A 21278-nucleotide genomic window follows, 5' to 3' on the forward strand; every position below is an offset into this window, starting at 1 on the left:
GGACTGGACAGTCCGGCGGCGTTTTGCTGTTTGGGGGATGGCGCGAGGCGGCGCGTCGTGCGACGCTAGCCGCACCGGGGCTATCAGTTGGCCGCGCGGGCCGAGGCCATCAGGCTGTTGTCCAGGCGGCGGGCGCCGTTGTAGCGCTTGGTCCAGTACGCCATGGTCATGTTTTCGACACGCACCACGCCACCGGCGCTGGGCGAGTGCACGAAGCGGTCGTCGCCCAGGTAGATGCCCACGTGGGAATACCGGCGGCCCATGGTGTTGAAGAAGACCAGGTCGCCGGCCTTGAGTTCGTTCTTGTCGACAGAAACACCCTGCTGGGCGATTTCGGCGGCGTTGCGGGGCAGTTTCAGGCCCAGCGAGCGTTCGGCGGAATAGGCCACCAGGCCGCTGCAATCGAAACCGGTATCGGGGGAACTGCCGCCGAAGCGATAGCGGATACCCAGGTAGTTCAGGGCTTCGCTGACCATGGCGTTGTCGCTGTTGACGCCCGATTGGGTGCGCTGGCGGTCACGCTTGAATTTCTGTACCACCAGCATGCCGATGGGGTCATCGGCGGTGGCGACCCATTCCGTTTCGTACGGATCGATCTCGGACGAATAGGCGGTGGACTTTTGATGAGTGCCAGCACAACCCGCCAGACCCGCGACGCACGCCATCAGCGCCAGCAAACGCAGACCGCGGTGTGCTTGGCCAGTGGATGAATTCAGTCGCGCGCTTTTGGAGTGTCGATGCATTCGCCTGGGGATGATTGCCACTTTTTCGCAGATCAGAAGCAATAAAGCGTCAAAAACGCTAAAAAACACCTGAATAGCTGGAATAAAGCAGCGAATCAACAGATATGTTGTCACAACTTCGCGGGGATTCTACCAAACTTTTAAGACTGGTTCGTTACTGTAACCAGCCCGGCGCCCGTGAGGCGTAGACGCGTGGCAGAATTTTTTGACCTGGGGCAAGCCTGGTGCAAGGTTTGCCCACCAAAATGACCGAAGGATTCAAAAAGAAAGCAATCAGCCTTAAGGCGTATGCACAATAACAGGAGACAAAAATGCAAAAAACCAGGGATTTCCATTACCGCTCGGTCCACGATCGTGATGCGTTCTGGCGCGAGGAGGCCAGCCGGGTGCACTGGGAGACGCCATTCGAGTCGGTCCTGGACTTTTCCCGGCCGCCCTTCGCCAAGTGGTTCGTGGGCGGCAAGACCAACCTTTGCTACAACGCGGTGGACCGTTGGCTGCCCACCCAGGCCGACAAGCCGGCCCTGATCTGGGTGTCGACCGAGGTCGATCGCGAACGCATCTACACGCGCCAGGACGTCTATGACGAGGTCAATGCCGCCGCCGCCATGCTGCGCGACCTGGGTGTGGGCCGGGGCGACCGGGTGCTGCTGTACATGCCGATGGTGCCCGAAGCCGTGTTCACCATGCTGGCCTGCGCCCGCATCGGCGCGGTGCACTCGGTGGTGTTTGGCGGATTCGCCTCGGTCAACCTGGCGCAGCGCATCGACGATGCCGCGCCCAAAGTGATCGTGTGTACCGACGGCGGGTCGCGCGGCGGCAAGGTGGTGCCCTACAAACCGCTGCTGGACCGGGCGCTGACCCTGTGCAAGACGCCGCCGGCCTCGGTGGTCGTGTTCGACCGCGGCCTGGCGCCGTTCGAGCCGGTGGCGGGGCGCGACCTGGACTACGCCACGCTGCGCGCCGCCCAGCATGGGGTGCACGTGCCCGTGACCTGGCTGGAATCGTCCGAACCCAGCTACATCCTGTATACGTCCGGCACGACAGGCAAGCCCAAGGGCGTGCAACGCGACACGGGCGGCTATGCCGTGGCGCTGGCGTCGTCGATGGAATACCTGTTCAACGGCCGCGCCGGCGACACGTTCTTCTGCACCAGCGACATCGGCTGGGTGGTGGGGCACTCCTATATTGTGTATGGGCCGCTGATCGGCGGGCAGGCGACCGTGCTGTACGAGGGCACGCCGGTGCGTCCGGACGGGGCTGTCCTGTGGAAGCTGGTCGAGCAGTTTGGCGTCAACACGCTGTTTTCGGCCCCCACGGCAGTTCGGGTGCTCAAGCGGCAGGACCCGGCGCTGCTCAAGAAGCACGACCTGTCCACCCTGCGGGCGGTGTACCTGGCGGGCGAGCCGCTGGACGAGCCCACGGCGCAATGGATTTCGGAAGGCCTGGGCAAGCCCATCATCGACAACTACTGGCAGACGGAATCCGGCTGGCCGATCCTGTCGGCGCAGCCGGGCGTGGAAAAGGTGGCCACGCGTTATGGCAGTCCGTCGTTTCCGGTGTATGGCTTCGATGCGCGCATCGTCAGCGAGTCCAGCGGCGAAGACCTGGGCGCCAACGAGAAAGGCGTGGTGGCGATCGTGCCGCCGTTGCCGCCCGGCGCCATGTCCACCATCTGGGGCGACGACGAACGTTTCGTCCAGACCTATTTCACGTCGATTCCCGGCCGCCAGGTCTATTCCACCTTCGACTGGGGCCTGGTCGATGCGGACGGCTACTGGTTCATCCTGGGCCGCACCGATGACGTGATCAACGTGGCGGGCCACCGCCTGGGCACGCGCGAGATCGAGGAATCGGTCAACAGCCACAGCGGCATCGCCGAATGCGCGGTGGTGGGCGTGGCCGACGCGCTCAAGGGCCAGGTGGCGATGGCCTTCGCCGTGCTGAAGAATCCCGCGATGGCGGACGCATCCGAGGGCGCAAAGCAGCTGGAAGCGGATATCATGCGGCTGGTGGAAGATCAGCTGGGCGCAGTGGCGCGGCCCGCCCGGATCCGGTTCGTGGGCGCCTTGCCCAAGACCCGCTCCGGCAAGGTACTGCGCCGCGCGATCGTCGCCGTCTGCGAAGGTCGCGACCCCGGAGACCTGACCACCATCGAAGACCCCACCGCCCTGGAACAGATCAAGGAGTCGCTGCAATGAACACCAAACCCGTGCTGACCGCCGAAGACGTCAAGAAAATCCTGGCCGCGGCCGAAGCACACGCCCTGCAGAACAAGTGGGCGGTCACCATCGCCGTGTCGGACGATGGCGGCCATCTGCTGGGCATGCTGCGGCTGGACGACGCCGCCCCCATCTCTTCGCACATCGCGCCGGCCAAGGCCAAGACCGCGGCCCTGGGCCGCCGCGAATCGCGCGTCTACGAAGAAATCATCAACAACGGCCGCTACTCCTTCCTGTCGGCGCCGCTGATCGAAGGCATGCTGGAAGGCGGCGTGCCTGTGATCGCCAACGGCCAGGTGGTCGGCGCCGTCGGCGTGTCGGGCGTGAAGTCCACCGAAGACGCCCAGATCGCCCAGGCGGGCATCGCCGCGCTGGGCCTGTGAACCCAGAAGAATCGCGGCAGCCGCCGGCGGGCCAGGTGCCCGCCGGCCTTGCCGCGCCGGCCGACGGGGCTGCGGACTCCGGTCCGCTGAACCCCGGCGTGGCCAAGCGCGAAGTCTGGGCCTGGGCCATGTACGACTTCGCCAATTCCGGCTACACCACCGTGATTCTCACGGCGGTGTTCAGCACCTATTTCGTTGGCGTGGTCGCCGGCCGTGCGCCGTGGTCCACGCTGGCCTGGACGGCGGCGCTGTCGCTGTCCTACCTGCTCATCATGCTGACCATGCCCACGCTGGGTGCGCGGGCCGATGCCCGCGCCGCCAAGCGGCGCCTGCTCTACACCAGCACCACCGGCTGCGTGGCGGCCACGCTGGTGCTGACCCAGGCGGGACCGGGCGACGTCTGGCTGGCCCTGGCGGCGATCGTCGTCTCCAATTACTGCTATTGCATCGGCGAATCCATGGTCGCGGCCTTTCTGCCCGAGCTGGCCAGGCCGTCGGCGCTGGGCCGGGTGTCGGGCTGGGGCTGGAGCTTCGGCTACTGCGGCGGCATGCTCACGCTGGGCCTGTCGCTGTGGGTGGTGACGCTGTCCGAAGCCAATGGCCTGGACGCCCAGCATTTCGTGCCCCGGGTCATCCTGGTGACCTGCGCCGTGTTCGCGTTGGCGGCGTTGCCGTCGTTCTTCCTCTTGCGCGAGCGTGCCAGGCCGCTGGCTGAACCCAAAGAGGCGCTGGACGTCTTCAAGCGCCTGGCGTTCGCGTGGCGCGAAACCGGCCAGCACTTTCCCGAATTCCGCCGCCTGTTGATGTGCATCGCCTGCTACCAGGCAGGCATCTCGGTGGTCATCACCCTGGCCGCGGTGTACGCGTCCGAGGTCATGGGTTTCAGCACCCCGCAGATCATGCTGCTGGTGTTCACCGTCAATATCGGCGCGGCCGCGGGCGCGTTCTCGTTCGGCTACGTGCAGGACCGCATCGGCCACAAGCCGGCATTGGCCATCACCTTGTGCGGCTGGATCGTGATGGTGCTGGTGGCCTATGCCGCCGTCACGGCGCCGGTGTTCTGGGTGGCCGCCACGCTGGCGGGCCTGTGCATGGGTACCACGCAAAGCGCGGGCCGCGCGATGACCGGCGCGTTGGCGCCGGCCGGACGCCTGGCGGAATTCTTCTCGCTCTGGACCTTCGCGGTGCAACTGGCCGCCGTCATCGGGCCATTGACCTACGGCCTGGTCACCTGGCTCACGCACGGCAACCACCGCCTGGCCATCCTGGTGACCGGACTGTTCTTCGTGGGCGGCCTCATCCTTTTGTCGCGCGTGGACATGGCGCGTGGCCTGGCACGGCGTGTTGCCTAGCGCCACGGCCGTTCGCCGCAACTGATATTCTTATGAAGTTCCGGACGTTGCCCCGCGCGCCTTGCAGTGCGCGGCGTCCGGTGGGTTTGCGTTTGCGCAGTCAGGTTGTCGATGCCGTTGCCGCCCTGGCCGGCGGTTGTACGCTTGCGGTGATGCGGGCTCTGGCCCGCATTTTGCGTAAGGTGCCCGTAAGAGCGTGGCGATACGGTTGCGAGTGGGCAATAAAAGAAAACGGCATCAACAACAGAATCACAGATTGGAGACAAGATCATGTCGAATGCTATTGAGTCCGTACTGGTAGAAACCCGGGTCTTTCCGCCGCCCGAGCGCGCGGCCCAAGGCGCCGCGATTCCCAGCATGGACGCCTACAACGCGCTATGTGCGCAGGTCGAAAAGGACTTCGACGGCTTCTGGGCCGGCCAGGCCCGCGACAACCTGCAATGGACCAAGCCGTTCACCGAGGTGCTGGACGAATCGAATGCGCCGTTCTATCGCTGGTTCGGCGACGGCGAACTGAACGTCTCGGCCAACTGCCTGGACGTGCACCTGACCAACGGCAATGCCGACAAGACCGCCATCATCTTCGAGACCGACGATGGCAAGGTCAACAAGGTCAGCTACCGCGAACTGCTGGCCCGCGTGTGCCGCTTCGCCAACGGCATTGCCGCGCTGGGCTACAAGAAGGGTGATCGCGCCATCATCTACATGCCCATGTCGATCGAAGCCGTGGTGGCCATGCAGGCCTGCGCGCGCCTGGGCGTGACGCACTCGGTGGTGTTCGGTGGCTTTTCGGCCAAGAGCCTGCAAGAGCGCATCGTCGACGTGGGCGCCTCGCTGGTCATCACCGCCGACGAGCAGGTGCGCGGGGGCAAGACCATTCCGCTCAAGCCCGCCGTGGAAGAAGCCATCGCCATGGGCGGCTGCGAGGCCGTGCGCAAGGTCATCGTCTACCGCCGCACCGGCGGCAAGGTGCAATGGAACGACAGCCGCGACCTCTGGATGCACGATGTCGAAGCCGGCCAGCCCGACACCTGCGAACCGGTGCCGGTCAATGCCGAGCATCCGCTGTTCATCCTGTACACGTCCGGTTCGACCGGCAAGCCCAAGGGCGTGCAGCATTCGTCGGCGGGTTACCTGCTGTGGGCGCTGTTGACCGTCAAGTGGACCTTCGATGCCCGCAAGGACGACGTCTACTGGTGCACGGCCGACGTGGGCTGGGTCACCGGCCACACCTACATCACCTACGGCCCGCTGGCCGCCGGCCTGACGCAGGTGGTGTTCGAAGGCGTGCCCACGTTCCCCAACGCCGGCCGCTTCTGGGACATGATCGCGCGCCACAAGGTCACCACCTTCTACACGGCGCCGACCGCGATCCGTTCGCTGATCAAGGCGGCCGAGGCGGCGCCCGAAACCCATCCGTCCAAGTTCGACCTGGACAGCCTGCGCATCATCGGCACGGTGGGCGAGCCCATCAATCCCGAAGCCTGGATGTGGTATCACAAGAACATCGGCCGCGAGCGCTGCCCGATCGTCGATACCTGGTGGCAGACCGAAACCGGCGGCCACATGATCACTCCGCTGCCGGGCGCCACGCCCACCAAGCCTGGTTCCTGCACGCTGCCGCTGCCGGGCATTGCCGCGGCCATCGTGGACGAAACCGGTGGCGACGTCGACCAGGGCAATGGCGGCTTTCTCGTCATCAAGCGTCCGTGGCCCGCCATGATCCGCAACATCTGGGGCGACCCCGAACGCTTCAAGAAGAGCTACTTCCCGCCCGAATTGCGCGGCTACTACCTGGCCGGCGACGGCGCGCAGCGCGATGCGGACGGCTACTTCTGGATCATGGGCCGCATCGACGACGTGCTGAACGTGTCGGGCCACCGCCTGGGCACCATGGAAGTCGAATCGGCGCTGGTGGCGCACGAGCTGGTGGCCGAAGCCGCCGTGGTCGGTCGGCCCGATGACACGACCGGCGAGGCCGTGGTGGCGTTCGTGGTGCTCAAGGGCGCCCGTCCCGAAGGCGCCGATGCGCAAGCCATCGCCAAGACGCTGCGCGACTGGGTGGCCAAGGAAATCGGCCCCATCGCCAAGCCCAAGGACATCCGCTTTGGCGACAACCTGCCCAAGACCCGCTCCGGCAAGATCATGCGGCGCCTCTTGCGCGTGGTGGCCAAGGGCGAAGAAGTGACCCAGGACGTCTCGACGCTGGAAAATCCGGCGATCCTGGATCAGTTGTCCAAGCCGCTGTAAACGGCGCGCGCCGTCCGCCTTCCGGACGGCGCGGGCCGATCCCGCGCCGCGGGAGCATAATGCGAGATGCCCATACCGGTTTGCCGGTATGGGCATCGTCGTTTTGTTCCCCTTCAATGCTTTTACCGGAGACGCCGCCGTGAGCCGCAGCAGTTTCGATCGCGCAGGGCTTGCCCTGATGTTCAGCACCATCCTCGTGTGGGCAGGCAGCTGGATCGCGATGAAACTGATCGTGCCTTACATCGGCCCCTTCGATTTCGTGGCGCTGCGCTATGTGGTGGGCGCGCTGGTGCTGTTCGCGCTGGTGATCGCCACGCGCCGGCCCCTGGCCATGCCGCCCTGGAAACTGACCCTCTTGATCGGCTTGACCCAGACCGCCGGGTTCCAGGGCTTCGTGCAGACCGCGTTGGTGTCCGGCGGCGTGGGCAAGGTGTCGCTGATGGCCTATACGATGCCGTTCTGGGTCGTGCTGTTTGCCTGGGGGCTGCTGGGCGAGCGGCCGTCGGCGCGTCATGGCGCGGGCATCGGCCTGGCGGCGATCGGACTGGTGCTGTTCATCGAACCCTGGCATGGCCTGGGCGACCTGAAACCCGTATTGCTGGGGTTGGGCAGCGGGCTGTGCTGGGGCGTGGGCACCGTGCTGTCCAAGCGCATGTTCGACCGCCATGCGCCGGATGTGATGACGTTCACCGCGTGGCAGATGCTGTTCGGCGGGCTGGCGGTGACGCCGGTGGCGTTGCTGGTGCCGCAGATTCCCGCGCAGTGGGGCTGGCAGCTCTGGACCGGCATGACCTACATCGTGCTGATTGCCACTGCGGCGGGCTGGCTGCTGTGGCTGCAAGTGGTGCGGCGGGTGCCGGCGTCGATTGCCGGACTGTCCAGCCTGGGCGTGCCCGTGGTGGCGATGCTGATGGCGTGGGCGGTGCTGTCCGAACGCCCGTCGGTGGCCGAGCTGGGCGGCATGGCCTTGATTCTGGCCGGCATCTTCGTGGTGAGCCGCGCGGCGCCGGCCGCGCGCGCCCGTTGAACCCGCCCGTCTTTTACGAATTCCGTTTCCTATCCGAGGATGTCTCATGATCGATTTGCGCAGCGATACCGTTACCCGGCCGACCCCGGCCATGTTGCAGGCCATGACCTCTGCGCCGCTGGGCGATGACGTGATGGGCGACGACCCGACCGTGAACCGCTTGCAGCAGGCCGTGGCCGAGCGCGCCGGCAAGGCGGCCGGCCTGTTCTTCCCGTCCGGCACGCAGAGCAACCTGGCCGGGCTGATGGCGCATTGCGAACGCGGCGATGAATACCTGGTGGGCCAGCTCGCGCACACCTACAAGTACGAAGGCGGCGGCGCGGCCGTGCTGGCCAGCATCCAGCCCCAACCCATCGAGCATGCCGAAGATGGCTCGCTGCCCCTGGAAAAACTGGCCGCGGCATTGAAGCCCGAAGGCGATCCGCATTTTGCCCGTACTCGTTTGCTGGCGCTGGAGAACACCTTCCACGGCAAGCTCATTGCGGCCAGCTACATCCGGGCGGCCACCGACTGGGCGCGCGGACACGGCCTGGCCACGCACCTGGATGGCGCCCGCGTCTTCAACGCCGCCGTCGCCAGCGGCAAGCCGCTGGCTGAGATGTGCGAACCGTTCGACTCGGTCTCGATCTGCTTTTCGAAGGGCCTGGGCGCGCCCGTCGGGTCCGTGCTGGTGGGTAGCGCCGACTTGATCGCCCGCGCGCGCCGCTGGCGCAAGATGCTGGGCGGCGGCCTGCGCCAGTCCGGCGTGCTGGCCGCGGCCTGCCTGTATGCGCTGGAGCACAACGTCGACCGCCTGGCCGATGACCACGACAATGCACGCCAATTGGCCGAGGGCCTGCGCGGCATCGCGGGAGTACGCGTGCTGAGCCAGGACACCAACATGGTGTTCGCGGAATTCGAACCGGCGCGCTGCGACGCGCTGACCGCGGCGCTGGCCGCCGACGGCATCATGATGCGCGCCGTCTACGGTGGCCCGACGCGCCTGGTGACCCATCTGGACGTGTCCGCCGAGGACGTGCGCCGCGTGGTCGAGGCCGTGGCGCGCCACCTGGGCTGAGCGGTGCGCAGTTGCCCACGCCGTCGCCACGGCGTGGGTGTTGTCAGGCAGGCGGGCCGTGCCGCCGGGCGCTGGCCTCAGGCCGCGGCGCGCAGCACGTCCGACAGCCCGGTGAACAATTCGTCGATCTGCGCCCGCTCGATGATGAGCGGCGGCGACAGCAGCATGGTGTCGCCGGCCGCCCGGATCAGGCAGCCGCGTTCCAGGCAGGCCTGGTGCACCGCGAAGCCGCGTTGCCCGGGCTTGCCGTCCTGCGGCGCCAGTTCGATGGCGGCCAGCAGGCCGATGTTGCGGATGTCCACCACGTGGGGCAGGCCCTTCAGGCTGTGGGCGGCGTCTTCCCAGTAACGCCATAGCTCGCGGCTGCGCTGGAACAGGCCTTCGCGCCGGAAGATGTCCAGCGTGGCCAGTCCGGCCGCGCAGGCCACGGGGTGGCCCGAGTAGGTGTAGCCGTGGGCCAGTTCGATGGCGCTGTCCGGGCCTTGCATGAAGGCGTCGTAGACAGGCTGGCGCACCAGCGTCGCACCCATCGGAATGGCGCCGTTGGTCAGCCCCTTGGCGCTGGTGATGAGGTCAGGCGTGACGCCGAAATGGGCCGATGCGAAGGCGCCGTCGATTCGGCCGAACGCGCAGATCACTTCGTCGAAGATCAGCAGGATGCCGTGCGCATCGCAGATCTGCCGCAGCTTTTGCAGGTAGCCCTTGGGCGGCACCAGCAGGCCGGTGGATCCGGCCACCGGCTCGACGATGACCGCGGCGATGGTGGACGCATCGTGCAGCGCCACGATGCGCTCGAGCGTGTCGGCCAGGTGTGCTCCCCAGTCGGGCTGACCGCGGGTGTAGGCCATGTGCTCGCGGTCGTAGGTGTGCGGCAGGTGGTCGACGTAGGGCAGCAGGTTGCCGAAGGGCTTGCGGTGGCCGCCGATGCCCGACACCGACAGGCCGCCGAAGCCCACGCCGTGATACCCGCGTTCGCGGCCGATCAGGCGCACGCGCTGGCCCTGGCCGCGGGCCCGGTGGTAGCCCAGCGCGATCTTGAGGGCGGTATCGACGGCCTCGGAACCGGAATTCGAGAAGAACACATTGGAAAAGCCGGCCGGGGCCTCCTGGCACAGGTTTTCGGCCAGCTCGAACGCCAGCGGATGGCTCATCTGGAACGACGGCGCGTAATCCAGCGTGTAGGCGGTGCGGCTGATCGCCTCGACGATCTCGGGGCGGCGATGGCCGGCATTCACGCACCACAGGCCCGCGATGCCGTCCAGCACCCGGCGTCCGTCCGGGCGGATGTAATGCATGCCTTCGGCGGCGCTGAACAGTACCGGGTCACGCTTGTAGCGCCGGTTGGCGGTGAAGGGCATCCAATAGGCTTCGGCGTTCAGGGCGGGGGATCGAGGGGCGGGCGACGACATGGGAATCCTGTTTTCGGGAAGTTCAGGGTTCGGTCATTTTGTATTAATACAAAGAAAAATACAATTCGGGTCAAAGTATCCCTGGCGTCCCGGTCGCCCTGACCGTCAGGATGCCTGCCGTGAAGCCTGCAAATGGCGGCGCATCAACTGGGCTGTCCGTTCCTGGTCGCCGGCTTCCAGGGCGGCGATGATCTCCAGATGTTCCTGGGTGGATCCGACGTAGCGCGCGTCGCGGTGGAACGCGGCGTGTTCTTCCAGGCGTCGCAATTGGTTCTGTTGCTGCACGGCCTGCAGGATGTAGCGGTTGCCCGAGAAGCGCGCCAGCAGCTCATGGAACGACGCGTTCAGGGCAAAGAATTCGGTGGCCGAGAAGTCGGCGTCCTGGCGCTGCGCCAGGGCCTCATGGGCGGCGCGCATGCGGGCCAGCGCATTGCGGTCCAGCTTGAAGGTCGGCTCCAGCAGGCCGGCGCATTCGATCGCCATGCGGAAACGGTAGCTTTCATCCAGGGCCGCGCGGCTTTCCAGGGAAGGCGCGAATTGCCAGCCGTGGCCTTTGCGCTTTTCGATCAGGCCGTCGGCCGACAACTGCAGCAGCGCCTTCATCAGCACGCTGCGCGGCGCGGGATAGCGTTGCAGCAGCTCGCTTTCGGTGAACTGATCGGGCAGCACGCGGGTGGCGCGGTCGTCGATCAGCCGGCGGTACAACTCTTGCTGGGTCGGGCCTGAGCCGGAGATGGCCGGCGGCGGCAGGGCACCCGTGTCGGCCACGGTGTAGCCGCTGTTGGGCCGATGCGTGATCAGGCCTTGCGTGGCCAGCAACCTGAGCGCGCCGCGCACGGGGGTGCGCGACACGTCATAGTCGGCCGCCAGCGCTTCTTCGGACAGGTGCGTGCCGGGCGCGTAGCGCCGGGCCAGGATGTCCTGGGCGATCAGGCGGGCCAGATCGACTTGCAGCGGGGTGGGGCGGGCAGGGGCGGCGGGGGGCATGGACGAGCGCAGGGGCGGCGGTGGGGCAATGGTAACGGACGGACAGGGCAAACCGGTCCGCGGTGACGCTCATGCGGACGGTATCCCCTGCGCGGAAGAAAAAAAAGGCGTACCGACTTGCGTCGATACGCCCCAAGAGACCCGGTTGGCCCACCAGGCCCCTCTCCAGCGATATCCGCGCTTGCACGCGGATATCCAGCGATCTTGCCTTCAGAAGCGCCAGCTGACGTTCACGGTGCCCGTGTTCTGCTGGTTGCCGTTGCCGAACTGGCCGGAATAGGCCAGGCCGAGCGTGGCGCTCTTGCTCATGGCCATGTCCACGCCCAGCGCGACCACCGCGGCGTCGCGCGACAGCGGGGTGCCGGCCACCGTGAAGGGCTGGCTGCCGTCGAACGACATCGTGGTTTCCGGATTGACATCGCCGTAGGCATGGCGCCAACCCAGCGTGCCGCGCAGGCGGGCGGCGTTCTGGCCCATGTCGAACGTGGTCTGCGCATGCAGGCCCAGGGTGGTGGTGGCCACCTTGTTGCTGTTGCTGCGGCCGCTGAGCGCGGCGTCGCCGCCCGATTCCGAGAAGCCGCGGGTGCGCAGGTCGCTGAAGTCGGCGCCGACGAACGGTTCGAGCGTGACGCGGTCGTTCAGCGGGATGGCATAGCCGACTTCGGTGAAGACCTGGCCGGTGCTGGCGCTGTAGTCCGCCTTCAGGGCCTGCAGTTGGCCAGCCGCGTTGATGTTGCGCTTGCTGCTGACATCGTGCCACGTGTAGGCCACGCCTGCGCTGACGTTGAGCTTGCCCGCGCCGGCTTCAAAGGCCTTGCCCCCGTAGATGATCGCGCTGTAGCTGTCGACGTCGGTCTTGGCCGAGCGATCGTTCACGGTGATGCGGCTGCTGGTGTAGCCCAGCGCGCCGCCCAGGCGCCAGCCATTGCCTACGCCGTGGTCGCCACCGACGAACAGGCCGGCGTCGGTTTCGCGGGCCTTGGCCGCGTTGCCGTTGCCGTCCATGGTGCGCCAGTTGCCGAACACCTGCGCCCACATGGGTTGGGCGGCCGAGCGCGGCAGGGCGGACGCGTCGCCGCGGCCGACCTGGGCCGTGGCCGGGCCGGGCACCCAGCCGGCGTTCATGTTGGCGTGCAGGTGGGCCAGCGGCAGGTTCACCACGTTGTTGGTCACGTTCTGCATTGCCGATACGGTGCTGACGTGCGATTCGCCCGCCAGGTCGGCGAACACGCCGGCCGGGGCCCCTTCAGGCAGGTTCAGCACGCGGCTGTACAGGGCATTGGTGGTCGGCAGGCTTTGCAGCGCGCGGGCGGTCGAGCGCTGGTTGCTCGTCACGGCCAGGTCGGCGAACTCGATGGGACGGGTGGCGCCGCCCGAACCGCTCGAACCGCCGGGGGCGGCGGGCGGCGTGCCGGTGTCGACCGGGGGCGTGGCCGGGTCAACCGGCGGCGTGCCGGGATCGACTGGCACGGTCTTGAGGTCCACTTTCAGCACGACATCGTTGCCGTTGTAGGCAAGCTTGGGGTCCAGGAAGGCCAGGTTGCTGGAGACGCCGGTGAACTTGCTGCCGTTCAAGCCGCCGTCCGCCGTCAGGATGGTGTAGGCGGTGGAGGCCGCGTAGGTACCGCCGGAACCCACGTGCAGCACGGAACCGGCCAGGTTGGCCACGCCCAGCGCATGGACTTTGTCGCTTCTGCCGTCGGCGGTGGCGTCGACGCGGTAGGTCGAATTCGCGTCGAAGGTCAGGTCGCCGTTGACCTGCAGGGTGCCGACCGGGGTTGCCGTGGTGCCGGGCGACAGGGTCGCGCCGGCCAGCAGCGTGGTGGGGCCGACTTCGCCCGAACCGGCCAGCGTGCCGGCGACCGACAGCAGGCCCTTCACTTCGAAGCTGGCCATTGTCAGGGTGGCGTAGCTGGCCACCGTGACGTCGCGGCCGCGGATGATGGCCAGCGGGGTGTAGTCGGTGTTGATGTTGACAGTGCCGGCGCTGCCGTCGACCACGCCGTTGACGGTGCCGCCGTTGATGTCCAGCGTTCCCGAGCCCAATCGCACGATGCCGTTGATCGTGCCCGTGTTGGCGATCGACACGGGGGTGGTCGCGGCCGACACATCAATGGCGACACCGTCGAGCTTGCTGTTGATCGTGCCGGTATTGGTGATGCCGCGCCGAACCGTCGCGCCCGACACCACGAGGCCTGCGTCGATGGTGCCGCTATTGCTGATGCGTCCGCTGACCGTACTGCCGCCGGTCACCTCAAGGCCCACGCCGGTGCCGTAGCTGCCGGAGATGCGGCCAATGTTGACGATGTCGCCGGTGATCGAGCTGGCATTGCGAATGCTGATGGCCGTGTCGCCGGTCACCTGCCGGGTGGCTTCATTGCGGATCGAACCGTCCACGGTCGAAGCGTCGACCTTGATGCCCGAGCCCCCCGTGGCCGAGTTCCACACCGTGCCATTGTTGATGACGTTGCCCCGCAGGGTGGCGCCATTGATGATGTTGATGGAGACGTCGGTGCCGGTATTCGTGAGGTTGCCGCTTTGCGTCGTGCCGTCGAGATCTACCGCGAAGGCGGTCGTGGCGGCCAGGGGCGAGAAGCTGACGGCCAGGACGAGCGCCAGCGGGGTGAGTTGGAAGCGGGGATGCATGTGTAGGGACCATGTAAATTTCGTGTCTGAAATATACCGATCATTGCATCGCCAAATCTGAGCAAATCTGAGCGCTTTGTAAGACGGCCAAAGAACGAGGAAATTGACCGATAAATAGGCAGAAAATGAATTCAGATGCCTGAAATTATAGGCTTTCCGGATTGGCGCGAAAGATACAAACAGATGCTTTCGCGCAACATATTGTCGACAGCCGACATCGGGGGGCGGCGTCAGCCTACCTTGCGTCGCGCTGCGGCAAGCTCAGCCGAAAGCACACCGGTTCGTCGCCGCCGGCACCCGCCAGCACCACCGTGCCGCCCAAGCGTTCGGCGATCGCCTTCACCAGATACAGCCCCAGCCCGGCGCCCGGGTGGCGCAGCGCGTTCTGGCCCCGATAGTATTTCTGGAACAGGCGTTCCTGTTCTTCGGCGGGAATGCGGTTGCCGGGGTTGGCGACCTCGATGTGCAGCTTGTCGCCCTGGGCATGTACCGAGACGGCCACCGCTTCCCCGTCGGTGCAGTGCCGGTCCGCGTTCGCCAGCAGGTTGCGCAGGGCGATATGCAGCATGCTGGCATCGCATTGCAGCCTGTGTTCGCCCGGGCCATAGCGGCACTGGATGCGGCCGGGTGCGAAGTCCCGTTCCAGGTCGGCCAGCATGGCCGGCACGTCGCAACGGGCCAGGCGCAGTTCGGCCCGTGGTTCACGCATGCGGTCGTGGGTCAGGTATTCATCCACCAGCGCCAGCAGGCGCACGGCGGCGTCGCGGATGTTGCCGCAGCGCGCCAGGGTCTTCTCGGCCGGCGCCGCCAGGTTGCGCCCCAGTTGCTGTGCCGAGGTGGTGATGATTGCCAGGGGGGTACGGAACTCGTGCGACACCATGGCGACGAAGTCGCGCTGTTCGGCGAACACCTGCCGCTCTTTGTCCAGCGACGTACGCAGCTCGCCTTCCAGTTCCACGCGGCGTTCGATCTCGTTCTGCATCTCGGCCGTGCGCAGCGCGACTTCCTTTTCCAACCGGTGGCTGTGCTGCCGCGCCAGGTCCGCGGCCAGGTTGGCCTGCTGCCGCTCGCGGATGCGCCGTTGGCGTTCATGGCGGCCGACAATGTACAGGCTCAGCAGCAGCATGTGCAGCATGGTGCCCAGCGTCGACACGTATTCGGTAAACGTGTTGACCGGCAGCACGCCCAGATTGCGCAGGAAGGCGATCAGCACGCTGATGTAGAACACGCCGAAAGCCAGCGCGAAAAAGCGCGCCGGACGCCAGCCGCGCTTGAGCAGGTAGCCGGTCAGGGTCGAGAAGCCGACGATCGCCAGCAGGGCCAGCGTCTGGATGGGCTGCACGCCCCAGGCGTAGTGGCCGGACACGACCAGCGCCGAGCAGACGATCGCGATGGTCCAGACGATCCGGTCCAGCCACCGCACCGCCCGCGGATACAGCGTGGCCAGGTTCAATTGGCGGAAGGCGACACGCAGCGCCACCGGCAGGCTGATGGCGATGCCCACGCCCAGCAGGCGGTCGCTCCAGCCTACCGGCAGGCCCGTCAGTTGCTGCACCAGGCCCAGCGACAGCACCTCGTTGAAGACGCAGTTGCCGATATAGGCCAGGAACAGGCCGCTCATCGAGGCGCGAGTCACGAGCCAGAAGGCCCCGTGCGCGCAGATCAGCAGCAGATAGAAACCGAAGTACAGGCCGAACATCAGGCCTTCGCGGCGGGACTGGTTGTCGTAGGCCAGGCGCTGCCAGATTTCCAGCCGGGTCGCCAGCGCATTCTTGCTTTGCAGCCGCACCAGGATGACGTAGTTGCCGGGGGCGGGCGGCTCGAACGAGATCACGGGGCTGCGGTAGTCCACCGGCCAATCCTGGCGCGGCAGGTCTTCGCCGCTGCGTCCCAGCAATGTCCAATAGCCGTCCTGGCCCATATAGACCCGCACGTCATCGAGCAGCGCATTGCTCAGGCGCAGCATCCATCCGCCCTGGGGAATGCGGTCCACCCGCACCGGCAGGCGCAGCCACACCGTCGCGGGCGTGAAGCCCGCGCTCAAGCTGTCGGGCAGCGTGGTCCAGCCGGCTGCCTGGGCGACATCCGCGGCCCCGAGCTTGCCGCTCGCGTCGTCCAGCCGTTCGAGGTGACCGCCCGCGTACAGCATCCGCGCCTGTCCATCAAGGACCAGCGGCTCGCCACGAGCGGGGGCCGCGGCCGCCATGGCCGCGATCAACAATGCCAGCAGCCACAGCCACGCGTGCGCCGTGGGATAATGATTCCGTCTCATCAAGTCATGATTCCCGTGCAGCCGGCAAGATTACATCAGGGCCGGGGGAATCCGCCGCCGCACTCCATGCTTGAAGTCATTCTCCTCGAAGACGAACCCGTGCTGCGTCAAGAGCTTGGCGAGTTTCTCGACGAGTTGGGCTACGCACCGCTGTGCGTATCCAGCCTGCAGGAATTCGACCAACATTTCGACGCCGGCCGGCACCACCTGGCCGTCATCGACATCGGTTTGCCGGATGGTTGCGGCCTGGACCTGATCCAGCGCCTGCGCCGCGACGGCCAGCAGGTGGGCATCGTGGTGTTCAGCGCGCGCCAGACCAGCCCGGACAGGATCATGGGGTTGGGCATGGGGGCCGACCACTACCTGGGCAAGGGATGCGACCTGGATGAGCTTGCGGCCACGCTGGCCGCGCTGGTGCGGCGTCTGGGCCTGCCGCGGTCCGCGTCGAACCCGGGGCCCGACAGCTGGGTGCTGGATGTCGGCCCGCGCCGGCTGCTCATTCCAGGCGCGCCCGCCGTGCCGCTGTCGCAGCAGGACCTGACGGTGCTGCGTTGCCTGATGGACCAGCCCGGCGAAAACATCAGTCGCCGGCAGATCGTCGAAGCCCTGGGCGCCGATTACCTCGACTACGACCAGCGCCGCCTGGACACGCAGATGCGGCGCTTGCGCCGTCGTGTCGAGGCGGCCAGCGGCCAGGCGCTGCCCGTCAAGACCCTGCGCAACAGCGGTTACTGCTTCTACCAGGCCGCGCGAGTCCAGGCCTGATCCCCGTTCCCGATGGCCTGACCGGCTCAGCCGTGCCGTGCGCGGCTGTCGTCCGGCGCCTCGCCGCGTTCGTGCATGCCGTAGTCGCGCAGCACCTGCGCCACGCGCAGCCGGTAATGGGCGAACACGCCGCCGCGCCCGGCCTCCTGCGCCTGGCGATGCGATTCCAGCGAACGCCAGCGCTTGACCGCTTCTTCATCGCGCCAGAACGACAACGACAGCAGCTTGCCCGGCGTGGACAGGCTCTGGAAGCGCTCGACCGAGATGAAGCCATCGATGGATTTGAGTTCATCGATCAGGCGGGCGGCGATGCGCAGATAAGGATCGGGGTTGCCCTCGGCGGGCTCGACTTCGAATATCACGGCGATCATGGGAGGGTGTCCTTGGAATAGGAAAACAGGGGAATACGGGCATTGGGCAGGGGGCGATAGCGAACGCGCGCCGCCAGCGCGCAGGCATCGGCGCCCGCCCGCAGCAGATGGACCAATGCACCTGCGGCATGCTGGCGCGCCAGGTCGCGACCGGGACAGGCATGGGCCAGGGCGCCGAAGGTCCAGTGGGACTGAGGCTGCACGGTCGCGGCGGCGGCCAGCACCAGCAGCACGGTGGCACCGGCCTCGATGCGCTGGCCGCCGATGTGGGCGGATTCGGCCAGGAAACGGCGCGTGTTGTGGATGGGGGGATCTTGCCGCAGCGTTGCGTCCACCCAGGCTTGGGCCTGTGTCGGTGTCCATGGGGCCGATGCGCCTTGCCGGCCGGCAAGCACCAGGGCGTTGCCCAGCAGACCGGCGCCCGCCTCGCAGGACTGGAACAACAGGCCCGCGAGATTGGCGGCCAGCATGGTGGCGGGCAGGCCGGCGCGTGCGCCGTCATGGCGCAGTTCACGCAGGGCCGGGCTGGCGTCAGGGTGTGTCAGATGGGCGTGCAAGGTTGCCGACAATTGCCGGGCGGCGACGTGTGCGGCCGCAATGACAGGGGCCGGCGCGGCGGGCGTCAGCGCCGCGAGGAAATCGCGGATGTCGCGGGCGCACCCTTCCAGGATGTCGGGCGCCAATCCCAGGAACGCGGCCTGCGCGTGGACGGGGGCGGCATGCAGATAGCGATCGACATCCGCCGCGCAAGGGCCGGTGCCTGACGCTGTTTGCAGATCAGGCCATCGTGGGGTACAGGCTTGTTGCGATTGCCGCGCGAGGAAAGCGGCCAGCAGCGGCTTGATCCGGGCGTGCGATTCACCGTCCGTCATGCGCGCGAACTGGCCGAACAGCGCGCCCGCCGGGCCGCCGCAAACATTGTTGGGCACCGGCTCGGCCACGGGCCGCACGTGTGCGGCGGGATGGCGCATGACCTCCAGGATCAGCGCGGGACGGCTCACCACCCACAGGCTCAGCGAGGCGTCGTAGTACAGCGGTCGGTCGCGGACAAGCGCGCGGTAATAGGGATAGGGATCGGGATGTACGACCGCCTGGAGCGGATCGAGCGGATCAGGGGCTGGCATGGCAGGTCCGGCGGGGAAACAGGGGCCAGTATCTCCCTGCCGCTCATGCAACGATTCGTTGGCGGCCGAACTATGCCTGCGCTGCGGCAGCCAGCAACGCGGCATAGCCGGCCCGCGAGTCGGGCCATTGCAGCGTCAGGCCGCTGGCCCGCAGGCGGGCGTTGCTGAGTTTCTTGCTGCCGATGTTGGCGGGGGCGGGGGCTTCGGCCGGGGCGGGGGCGCCGATCAGGCAGGCCAGGTCCGCGTACAGCACGTGCAGCGGCAGCGGGGTGTCGTCGCAGCCGATGTAGACCGGCTGCGCGTCGGGCAGCCGCGCCAGGTGGGCGATGGCGGCCGCGGCGTCGTCGATGTGGATGCGGTTGGCCCAATGCGGCGGCTGGGTCGGCGCGCCGGCCGCGCCTGCCCGCAGGCGTTCGATCAATTGCAGGCGGCCGGGGCCGTACAGGCCGGCAAAGCGGATCGTGGTGTGCGGCAGCGGCCGTGCGGCCAGTGCGGCTTCGGCCTCGAGCAGGATGCGGCCGTTGAAGCCTTGCGGCGCGGGCGGCGTGTCTTCGGTGACCCAGTCGCCGTGGTGTTCGCCATAGACCGCGCTGGACGACACGAACACCACGCGTTCGACCTGGGACGTATCCAGCGCGTCCAGCACGCGGTTCAGTCCGTCGACGAACACGCCGCGGTAGGCGGCGGGGTCGCGTGCCCCGGCGGTGGCGACATGGATCGCGCGGGTGATGCCGGCCGGCAGGGCCGGCAGGCCATCCGGCCGGGTGATGTCGCCTTGCAGCCAGTGGATGCCGCTGGCGTCGTCCGCGGGCGGGTGGCGGCGCAGCGCGAAAACCTGGTCGCCGCGCGCCAGCAGCAGACGGGCGGCACGTTGGCCGAGGTCGCCGCAACCGATGAAGAGCACGCGTTCAGCCATGTTGCGCGGCGCCGGTCACATGCCGCTGTAGACGGGCCCTTCGCCGCCTTGCGGGGCCACCCAGACGATGTTCTGGGTCGGGTCCTTGATGTCGCAGGTCTTGCAGTGCACGCAGTTCTGCGCGTTGATCTGCAAGCGGTCGTCGCCGTGGTCGTCCTTGACGAACTCGTACACGCCGGCCGGACAGTAGCGCGATTCCGGTCCGCCGTACTTGGCCAGGTTGACCTGCACCGGCACCGATGGGTCTTTCAGCGTCAGGTGGACGGGTTCGTTTTCATCGTGATTGGTGTTCGAGATGAACACCGAGCTGAGCTTGTCGAAGGTCAGCTTGCCATCGGGCTTGGGGTAGTCGATGCGGGCGCATTGCGACGCCGGCTGCAGGCAGGCGTGGTCCGGCTTGCTGTGGCGCAGGGTCCAGGGCATCTTGCCCTTGAACACCAACTGCTCGATGCCGGTCATCAGCGTGGCCACGGTGCGGCCCTTCTTGAACCACTGCTTGAAGTTGCGCGCCTTGTTCAGTTCGGCGTGCAGCCACGAGGCCTTGAAGGCTTCGGGGTAGGCGGCCAGCTCGTCCTGGCGGCGGTCGGCGACCAGCGCGTCGAACGCGGCTTCGGCGGCCAGCTTGCCCGACTTGATGGCGGCATGGCTGCCCTTGATGCGCGAAGCGTTCAGGAAGCCGGCTTCACAGCCGACCAGCACGCCGCCCGGGAAGGTCAGCTTGGGCAGCGACAGCAGGCCGCCGGCCGTGATGGCGCGCGCGCCGTAGGCGATGCGCTTGCCGCCTTCGAAGGTGCCGCGGATGGCCGGGTGGGTCTTGTAGCGCTGGAATTCGTCGAACGGCGACAGCCAGGGGTTGGCGTAATCCAGGCCGACGATCATGCCCACGGCCACCAGGTTGTTGTCCAGGTGATAGAGGAACGAGCCGCCGTAGGTGTCGGCATCCAGCGGCCAGCCGGCGGTGTGGATCACCAGGCCGGGCTTGGACTGGGCCGGGTCGACTTCCCACATTTCCTTGATGCCGATGCCGTAGGCTTGCGGGTCGCGGCCGTCGTCCAGCTTGTAGCGGTCGATCAGCTGGCGGCCGAGCTGGCCGCGCGCGCCTTCGGCGAACACCGTGTAGCGCGCATGCAGTTCCATGCCGGGCTGGTAGTGGTCGGTATGGCTGCCGTCGCGGGCCACGCCCATGTCGCCGGTGGCCACGCCGCGCACGGCGCCGTTTTCGTCGTACAGCACTTCAACCGCGGCAAAGCCGGGGAAGATGTCCACGCCCAGCGCCTCGGCCTGTTCGCCCAGCCACTTGACGACGTCACCCAGGCGGACGATGTAATTGCCTTCATTGTGGAAACAGGGCGGCAGCAGCCAGTTCGGCGTGGCGCGCGCGCCGTTCTGCGACAGGAACAGGAACTTGTCCTGCGTGACGGGCACGTTCAGCGGCGCGCCTTTTTCCTTCCAGTCGGGGATCAGTTCGGTCAGCGCCAGCGGGTCCATGACGGCGCCGGACAGGATATGCGCGCCCAGCTCGGCGCCTTTTTCAAGGACGCAGACGCCGATTTCCTGGTTTTTCTCAGCGGCCAGCTGTTTCAGACGGATGGCGGTGGCCAGGCCGGCGGGTCCCCCGCCAACCACGACCACGTCATATTCCATCGACTCGCGTTCAGACATTGCAAAGCTCCCCGTATGTATTCCATATATGGCTGGAAGTATTATCGGCGATTGTATTGCAGGCGGAGACCTTCTACGTCTTCGCATTTCTT

16 protein-coding genes are annotated in these 21278 nt (G+C 67.0%); 7 read left to right on the top strand and 9 right to left on the bottom strand.

Annotated features, from left to right (window positions below):
- Nucleotides 1-83: 83 nt before the first annotated feature.
- Nucleotides 84-743: a C40 family peptidase gene (locus AC6LJ2_RS19975; RefSeq protein WP_263910533.1), complete on the bottom strand. Its 660-nt coding sequence runs from the start codon at nucleotides 741-743 to the stop codon at nucleotides 84-86.
- Nucleotides 744-1054: 311 nt separating this feature from the next.
- Here AC6LJ2_RS19975 and AC6LJ2_RS19980 point away from each other — a divergent pair, with 311 nt between their 5' ends.
- The 6 genes from AC6LJ2_RS19980 (at nucleotide 1055) to ltaE (ending at nucleotide 9034) form a co-directional block, all read left to right on the top strand.
- Complete coding sequence (locus AC6LJ2_RS19980) at nucleotides 1055-2944, top strand: propionate--CoA ligase (protein ID WP_263910534.1); 1890 nt, start codon at nucleotides 1055-1057, stop codon at nucleotides 2942-2944.
- Nucleotides 2941-3348 carry a heme-binding protein gene (locus tag AC6LJ2_RS19985; protein WP_025137160.1) on the top strand — a complete coding sequence of 136 codons (408 nt, stop codon included), beginning with the start codon at nucleotides 2941-2943 and terminating at the stop codon, nucleotides 3346-3348. The genes AC6LJ2_RS19980 and AC6LJ2_RS19985 overlap by 4 nt, the downstream gene beginning before the upstream one ends.
- A gap of 128 nt (nucleotides 3349-3476) precedes the next feature.
- Nucleotides 3477-4700 (top strand): MFS transporter, encoded by a 1224-nt coding sequence (locus AC6LJ2_RS19990; protein ID WP_263910783.1) that lies wholly within the window; start codon nucleotides 3477-3479, stop codon nucleotides 4698-4700.
- A 270-nt stretch (nucleotides 4701-4970) separates the two neighbouring features.
- A complete protein-coding gene (gene acs / locus AC6LJ2_RS19995; protein ID WP_263910535.1) occupies nucleotides 4971-6950 on the top strand; it encodes an acetate--CoA ligase in 1980 nt (659 codons plus the stop codon).
- 139 nt (nucleotides 6951-7089) lie between these two features.
- Nucleotides 7090-7977, top strand: coding sequence for a DMT family transporter (locus AC6LJ2_RS20000; protein ID WP_263910536.1), 888 nt, complete (start codon nucleotides 7090-7092; stop codon nucleotides 7975-7977).
- Nucleotides 7978-8023: 46 nt separating this feature from the next.
- Nucleotides 8024-9034, top strand: a complete 1011-nt coding sequence (gene ltaE, locus AC6LJ2_RS20005) for a low-specificity L-threonine aldolase (RefSeq protein WP_263910537.1) — start codon at nucleotides 8024-8026, stop codon at nucleotides 9032-9034.
- 77 nt (nucleotides 9035-9111) lie between these two features.
- Here the strand turns inward: ltaE and aptA are convergent, their stop codons facing one another.
- The 4 genes from aptA to AC6LJ2_RS20025 form a co-directional block, all read right to left on the bottom strand.
- Nucleotides 9112-10443, bottom strand: a complete 1332-nt coding sequence (aptA, locus tag AC6LJ2_RS20010; RefSeq protein ID WP_498152017.1) for an omega-aminotransferase AptA — start codon at nucleotides 10441-10443, stop codon at nucleotides 9112-9114.
- Nucleotides 10444-10548: 105 nt separating this feature from the next.
- The gene (locus tag AC6LJ2_RS20015; protein WP_498152018.1) at nucleotides 10549-11430 is read right to left on the bottom strand and encodes a GntR family transcriptional regulator; all 882 of its coding nucleotides are present in this window, start codon (nucleotides 11428-11430) and stop codon (nucleotides 10549-10551) included.
- Nucleotides 11431-11640: 210 nt separating this feature from the next.
- Nucleotides 11641-14076 (bottom strand): autotransporter domain-containing protein, encoded by a 2436-nt coding sequence (locus tag AC6LJ2_RS20020; RefSeq protein ID WP_263910543.1) that lies wholly within the window; start codon nucleotides 14074-14076, stop codon nucleotides 11641-11643.
- 235 nt (nucleotides 14077-14311) lie between these two features.
- Nucleotides 14312-16348 (bottom strand): sensor histidine kinase, encoded by a 2037-nt coding sequence (locus tag AC6LJ2_RS20025; RefSeq protein WP_498152019.1) that lies wholly within the window; start codon nucleotides 16346-16348, stop codon nucleotides 14312-14314.
- Between the two features lie 66 nt (nucleotides 16349-16414).
- Between AC6LJ2_RS20025 and AC6LJ2_RS20030 the strand changes: the two genes are divergently transcribed.
- Nucleotides 16415-17113: a response regulator transcription factor gene (locus tag AC6LJ2_RS20030; protein ID WP_263910546.1), complete on the top strand. Its 699-nt coding sequence runs from the start codon at nucleotides 16415-16417 to the stop codon at nucleotides 17111-17113.
- A gap of 26 nt (nucleotides 17114-17139) precedes the next feature.
- Here the strand turns inward: AC6LJ2_RS20030 and AC6LJ2_RS20035 are convergent, their stop codons facing one another.
- The 4 genes from AC6LJ2_RS20035 to AC6LJ2_RS20050 form a co-directional block, all read right to left on the bottom strand.
- Entirely contained in the window at nucleotides 17140-17484 is a 345-nt protein-coding gene (locus AC6LJ2_RS20035) for an antibiotic biosynthesis monooxygenase family protein (RefSeq protein ID WP_263910547.1), read from the bottom strand.
- Nucleotides 17481-18608, bottom strand: coding sequence for a cytochrome P450 family protein (locus AC6LJ2_RS20040; RefSeq protein WP_498152020.1), 1128 nt, complete (start codon nucleotides 18606-18608; stop codon nucleotides 17481-17483). Before AC6LJ2_RS20040 ends, AC6LJ2_RS20035 begins: the two co-directional genes overlap by 4 nt.
- Before the next feature lie 70 nt (nucleotides 18609-18678).
- Complete coding sequence (locus AC6LJ2_RS20045; RefSeq protein WP_498152021.1) at nucleotides 18679-19524, bottom strand: NAD(P)H-binding protein; 846 nt, start codon at nucleotides 19522-19524, stop codon at nucleotides 18679-18681.
- Nucleotides 19525-19539: 15 nt separating this feature from the next.
- Complete coding sequence (locus tag AC6LJ2_RS20050; protein WP_263910552.1) at nucleotides 19540-21186, bottom strand: 4Fe-4S dicluster domain-containing protein; 1647 nt, start codon at nucleotides 21184-21186, stop codon at nucleotides 19540-19542.
- Nucleotides 21187-21278: the final 92 nt, after the last annotated feature.

The organism is Achromobacter sp. 1014246743 (genome assembly GCF_059760725.1).